The following is a 5,700-nucleotide window of genomic DNA, read 5'->3' as shown; positions in this document are numbered from 1 at the left end:
TCAGGCTGCATAAAGTTTATATTTTTTTAGTGTCTACTTGACAGGGCCCACACCATTTTTAGCTGGTGCTTTTTTTATTGGTTTAGGTGTTATAATTGAGAAAAATGAGAGAGTGGGAATTGTAAGTGAAGCATAAAAAAATACCAACGACCCTAACTAACATGGTAATGATTTATGATCAGGACGGTAATGTCTTAGTCGAAGACCGCCTAAATCCAACTTGGCCGGGGATTACCTTTCCGGGTGGGCATGTTGAAGCAGACGAACCCTTAGTCGACGCGGCCGTCCGCGAAGTTTGGGAAGAAACCGGGCTAAAAGTTAGCCAACTGGAACTGTGTGGTATCAAAGATTGGCTGGAAGCTGATGGCAGTCGCTACCTGGTTTTACTCTATAAGACCCAGACCTTTAGTGGTCAAGTCAAGTCTTCACGGGAAGGCAACATTTTTTGGACTAAGTTGGCGGATTTAAAGCAGCTTAAGCTCGCTTCCGGGATGGAAACCATGTTGGAGGTGTTCTTGTCGCCTAAATACAGTGAGCACTACCTAGATACGACTAATGGGCGACACGACAATCTTCTAAAATAAGTAGGTGATAGTAGTGGAAAAATTAGCCTTACCAGTAGGGACCTTTTACCTAGAAGCAGATGGTCAGCGCCATGATTTTACGGTCAAGGAGTTAACAGAGGAAACTAATGAGTATTTAGCGAAAAGTGAGCGCCCGCCAATTGAAAAATGTTATCTGCTCCGGCCCAACTTGCCAGCTGAATTTTCTTACCGGCAGTTGCTTTTGCGAGCAGAGTGGGCTGATTTAGACGTGAGCTTCGACGATAATTTATCAGATGAGTTCTTTTGTGGCGCGAGTTGGTTTGTGGCTAGTAAGGTGGTTGGCCTAGTTAGTCGGGTCGATAACGGTGAATTAGATGACCATGTAGCTAGTGGCCAGGGTAGTTTGATTCCACTGGCCTATGTCGACGTCGACGAGCGCTTTAGGGCGGATTTAAATTTCTTGATTGTCTATCAAAGTCAAAGTGCCTATCAGGCAGATGAGCTGTCCTTATTTTTTGCGGCGGATCAAGTCTGTTATGACGTAGCCGCCCCAGTAAGTAATGCTAGCGAGGTGTTAGGCCCAACCAGTTACTATTCTTACTGCCAGGTTTGCTTTCACCTGGGCCAAAAAGCCTACCACTACCTCAGTGCCGATGAAAGTCTGAAGGAAGGCGACTTGGTAATTGTACCGGTGGGGGCCAACAATAACTTGCAGGTGGGTCAAGTGGTTGCTTGTGCAAATTACCCGGCCACCAAGGTGCCTTACCCGCTCTTACAAACTAAGCAGGTGTTACGGCGGGCCAACGAGGCAGAACAGCTTGACTGGTGGGAACACCAAGAAGTAACTCCGGAGGGCAAGCAACCAGAAAATGAGGCTGAGTTTTACCTCAAGTTAGGTGCGCAAGCCTATAGTAGGGCGGAGTATGGATTGGCTAAGGAATACTACCAACAAGCAGTCGCTCTAGGTAGCAGTCAGGCTGCCTGTAACCTGGGCTACATTTACGCTTACGGCCGGCTAGGGCAGCCAGACTATGAGCAGGCCTTTTATTACTTTACCCAGGCGGCCTTGGCTACGAACCCTAACGGTAGCTACAAATTAGGCGACGCCTATTTTCACGGGCAGTTTGTGGCTGCTAACATGGAGATTGCCTTTAAGTACTACCGGCAAGCCGAAATTTTTCTAGCCCGCGATGGTAGTGATGACGACTTAAAGGCCGACATTTACTACCGCTTAGCCCGGGCCTACCACCAGGGCCTCGGGGTAGAGGCTAACGAGCTAGCGGCTTTAGATTACATTAACCAGGCCCAACTTTATTCCTATGTCGACGAGCAGGCGGGGCGTTTTAAGGGAGCAAAACTTCGCCAAGAAATTACCCAGCTACAAGTGGAGGTGCTAGCTAATTTGAATCAAGTTCAAACTAAAATTGCCCTAACTTTGGGCGACATTACTAAACAAGGTGACGTGGAAGTTATTGTCAACGCAGCTAACAAGAGCCTCTTAGGCGGTGGCGGGGTTGACGGAGCGATTCACAAGGCGGCCGGACCCCAACTGTTAGCCGAGTGTCGGCAACTTAATGGTTGTCAGACCGGCCAGGCCAAGATTACCGGGGCCTATAACCTGCCGAATAAATACGTTATCCATACGGTGGGCCCAATTTGGAATGGGGGCGCGCATGGTGAAGCGGACCTGTTAGCTGCTTGCTATGAAAATAGCCTGCGGTTAGCTCAAAAAACGGGCCTCAAGACGATTGCCTTTCCAGCGATTTCAACGGGAATTTACCGCTACCCCCTAGAGGAGGCTAGTCAAATTGCCCTCGCGACGGTGCAGGCCTTCGTTAAGGCTAACCCTGGTGCCTTTGAGCTAATCAAGTTTGTTTTATTTGATCAAGCTGCCCTTGATTGCTATTACCGCAAGTTGGGTGGCTTGCAAGTTGAATTATAGGCTAGTGCTAGCACTTTTTGGTGCTAGTATTTTTCACTTGACAGGTGAGTGAATCCTCACTAAAATGTAAATTAACAGGTGAGTGTTTACTCACTAAAAATAAATGGGGTGATTGTGATGGGAGAATTTACCCAACGAATCCAACTTAGTGGGGTTAAGAAAAGCTTTGGTCCTAAAGAAGTACTAAGTGCAGTTGATTTGACGGTTAATACCGGTGAGATTGTCGTCTTGATTGGACCTTCCGGGGCCGGCAAGTCAACGGCAATTAAGGTGATGTTAGGCATGGAAAAGGCAGATGCAGGCCAGGCCCTGGTTTTAGGCCAAGTGATGCCCAAGCGAAAGTTATTAGGCCAAATTGGTTACATGGCCCAAACCGACGCCCTCTACGAAAACCTCACCGCTTTAGAAAACCTCCGCTTTTTTGGCAAGCTGAAGGGGTTAGGTAACCAGCAACTTGCAAAGGAAATTGAGCACTTGGCGACGGTAGTTGAACTAAGCGGGGCGCTAAAACAACGGGTGGCTAGCTTTTCGGGCGGGATGAAGCGTCGCTTGTCGTTAGCCCTCGCGCTGTTAGGTCAGCCGGACTTATTAATTTTAGATGAGCCCACGGTTGGGATTGATCCAGCCTTGCGCCAAAAAATTTGGGCTGAGTTGGCTAAGTTAAAGGCGGCTGGAACTAGTATTTTAATAACCACTCACGTAATGTCCGAAGCAGAATTAACGGACCGGGTGGCGCTTTTGTTTGAGGGAAAAATCATCGCCACTGATACCCCCGACCAGCTAGAAGCAAAGTATCAGGTAGAAACGATTGAGGAAGTCTTTTTGAAAGCAGAAGGTGAGGACAAATGAGAAGTATTGTAGTTGCTAAGCGGGTCTTACTAGAATTATTGCGGGATAAACGGACGCTTGCCTTATTATTTTTTGCCCCCGTCTTGATTTTATTTTTGCTCAACCTAATGTTTGCGGCCAGTACCGACGTTAAGGTTAAACTAGGAACAAGTGGGCTTGAGCCAGCTCTCAGTGAGAAGTTAGCTAAGGTAAAGGGAGTTAGCGTCAAGAACTACCAAACGACCACCTTAGCCCGGGCGGACTTAAAAAACTACCGCTTAGACGGAGTTATTAGCTACCAAGCTGATAAGTATACGGTCACTTACGCCAACTTAGACGCTAGCAAAACCCAGTTAACCAAGCAGGCACTAAAGCAAGCCTTATTAAGTCAGCAGCTGGCTGGCCTACAAGCTAACTTAGCTTTAGGCCGGGGTGAAAAAAGCTTGCAAGCTAAAATACCAGTAGTGGTCAACCACTACCAGTATGGTGATAGCCAGACTAACTTTTTTACCAAGTTAATCCCCGTTTTGATGGGCTTTTTTACCTTCTTTTTTGTCTTCCTAATTTCAGGCCTGGCCTTGCTAAAGGAACGAACAAGTGGCACGCTAGCCCGCCTGTTGGCAACGCCGATTAAGCGCAGTGAGTTAGTCTATGGTTACACATTGGGATATGGGTTAGTCGCTTGCCTGCAAGCCAGCCTAATTGCCTTAGTGAGTGTTTATCTCCTCAAGCTAGAGGTGGTCGGAAGCTTGGTAGCAGTAGTGGTGGTCTCTGTTTGTTTAGGCTTTGTGGCCTTAGCATTTGGCACTTTACTGTCGACTTTTGCTAGCTCGGAGTTTCAGATGATGCAGTTTATTCCCCTAGTGGTTGTTCCCCAAATCTTCTTTTCCGGCATTATCCCCCTAGCTTCGCTTGCGCCCTGGGCACAGGTTATCGGGCGGATTTTACCTTTGACTTACGCAGGGGATGCCCTAAGTAAAATTATCATGCAGGGGGCGACGTTACGCCAGGTCAGTGGGGATTTGTTAGTTTTAGTAGGCTTTTTAGTCTGCCTGTTAGGGCTTAATATTTTAGGTTTGAAACGCTATCGCAAAGTTTAAGGAAGGTGCAGTGTGTGACAGTTAAAACAATATTAGCCACCTACCAAGAAGTGGTGGCCAGAAAAAAACTAACTCCAGGGCAACAAAAGGCCCTCTTGGCGGCGATTGAGCTCTTTGCTAAGCAAGGTTATGATGCCACTTCGACCGCCCAGATTGCGAGCTGGGCCCACATTAGCGAGGGGACAATTTTTAAATATTACCCTAGTAAAGAGCAGCTCCTATTAGCCGTAGTTGAATTACTTACCAATGATTTACTCCCACAACTTCAGGCTGAATTTTTAGCCAAAGTGGTTGCTAGCGACAAGGTGGCCTTACCCGCTTTGGTTCGCGTGATTGTTACCGACCGCCTAGCCTTTATGAAGGCCAACCAGCAATTATTGCGGATTTTACTGCAGGAAGGCTTAACGAAACCTAAGGTCAGAACGCTCGTCAGTCAAGGGTTTAGCCAATCTTTAAAGGCAAATGGTGAAGTATTTACCCGCTTTTTGACCTTAGTAAACCACCGCCACCCTGACTATGAGCCGGCAGTGATTATCCGGCTAATCCTTGGGCCGCTTGTGACTTATTTTAGCCAACGCTTTATTTTAGCCCCCGACTTAGCCTATAATGAGAAGCGTGATATCGACTTGATGGTAACCCAAATTGTCGCCGGGTTAAGTTAAGGATTAAGGAAAGTGATAAGATGGCAAAAAGTTTAGAAACGGTTTATTTAAAGGATGGCCAAGTGGATGTGGCCCACTACCACGATTTGGCCTTACAAAAACAAAAGGAACATGCTAAGTTTTTGGCAACCTTAAAGAAGAAAAAGCCCAAGCACTTAGATTAACTGGTCCAAAAGGTGCATAACGAAGTCTTTGAACAAATTGACTGCACCAAGTGCGCCAACTGCTGTAAGAGTTTAGGACCTTTATTTACGGAGGCGGACATTGAGCGGATTGCCAAGGCGATGCGGATGAAACTGGGAAAATTTGAGGAAACCTACCTCAGGGTGGATGAGGATGGCGACAAGGTCTTTAACTGTATGCCCTGTCCCTTTTTAGGGGCGGATAACCTTTGTTCGATTTACGTCCTGCGCCCTAAGGCCTGCCGGGAATTTCCCCACACCGACCGCAAAAAGATTTACCAAATTAACCATCTGACCATTAAAAATACCCTCTATTGTCCAGCGGCTTACCTCTTTGTGGAAAAGTTGCGCCAAGAACTCGGCTAGAAAAAAGCTCCCTTTTTGCATGGTGTGGGCCCTGTCAAGTAGACACTAAAAAAATATAAACTTTATGCAGCCTGA

The 5,700-nt window shown here is 47.0% G+C and carries 5 protein-coding genes and 2 pseudogenes; all 7 read left to right on the top strand.

The window, feature by feature from the left end:
• Positions 1–161: 161 nt before the first annotated feature.
• The 7 genes and pseudogenes from FC14_RS05375 to FC14_RS05350 all read left to right on the top strand — a co-directional run bounded on the left by FC14_RS05375 (position 162) and on the right by FC14_RS05350 (position 5,625).
• Entirely contained in the window at positions 162–584 is a 423-nt protein-coding gene (locus tag FC14_RS05375; RefSeq protein WP_050611820.1) for an 8-oxo-dGTP diphosphatase, read from the top strand.
• 4 nt (positions 585–588) lie between these two features.
• Positions 589–1,704, top strand: a pseudogene (locus tag FC14_RS11080) (tetratricopeptide repeat protein); the annotation flags it as partial.
• Between the two features lie 243 nt (positions 1,705–1,947).
• Positions 1,948–2,487, top strand: coding sequence for an O-acetyl-ADP-ribose deacetylase (locus FC14_RS10885; protein ID WP_225427512.1), 540 nt, complete (start codon positions 1,948–1,950; stop codon positions 2,485–2,487).
• A gap of 117 nt (positions 2,488–2,604) precedes the next feature.
• Positions 2,605–3,336 carry an ABC transporter ATP-binding protein gene (locus FC14_RS05365; RefSeq protein ID WP_056976798.1) on the top strand — a complete coding sequence of 244 codons (732 nt, stop codon included), beginning with the start codon at positions 2,605–2,607 and terminating at the stop codon, positions 3,334–3,336.
• Positions 3,333–4,415, top strand: coding sequence for an ABC transporter permease (locus FC14_RS05360; protein WP_056976797.1), 1,083 nt, complete (start codon positions 3,333–3,335; stop codon positions 4,413–4,415). The genes FC14_RS05365 and FC14_RS05360 overlap by 4 nt, the downstream gene beginning before the upstream one ends.
• A gap of 14 nt (positions 4,416–4,429) precedes the next feature.
• Positions 4,430–5,077: a TetR/AcrR family transcriptional regulator gene (locus tag FC14_RS05355; protein ID WP_056976796.1), complete on the top strand. Its 648-nt coding sequence runs from the start codon at positions 4,430–4,432 to the stop codon at positions 5,075–5,077.
• 20 nt (positions 5,078–5,097) lie between these two features.
• Positions 5,098–5,625 (top strand): annotated as a pseudogene (locus FC14_RS05350) (YkgJ family cysteine cluster protein).
• Positions 5,626–5,700: the final 75 nt, after the last annotated feature.

Source organism: Ligilactobacillus agilis DSM 20509 (genome assembly GCF_001436215.1).
Classification (GTDB): Bacteria; Bacillota; Bacilli; order Lactobacillales; family Lactobacillaceae; genus Ligilactobacillus; species Ligilactobacillus agilis.
This window is presented reverse-complemented; position numbering and strand designations above follow the sequence as displayed.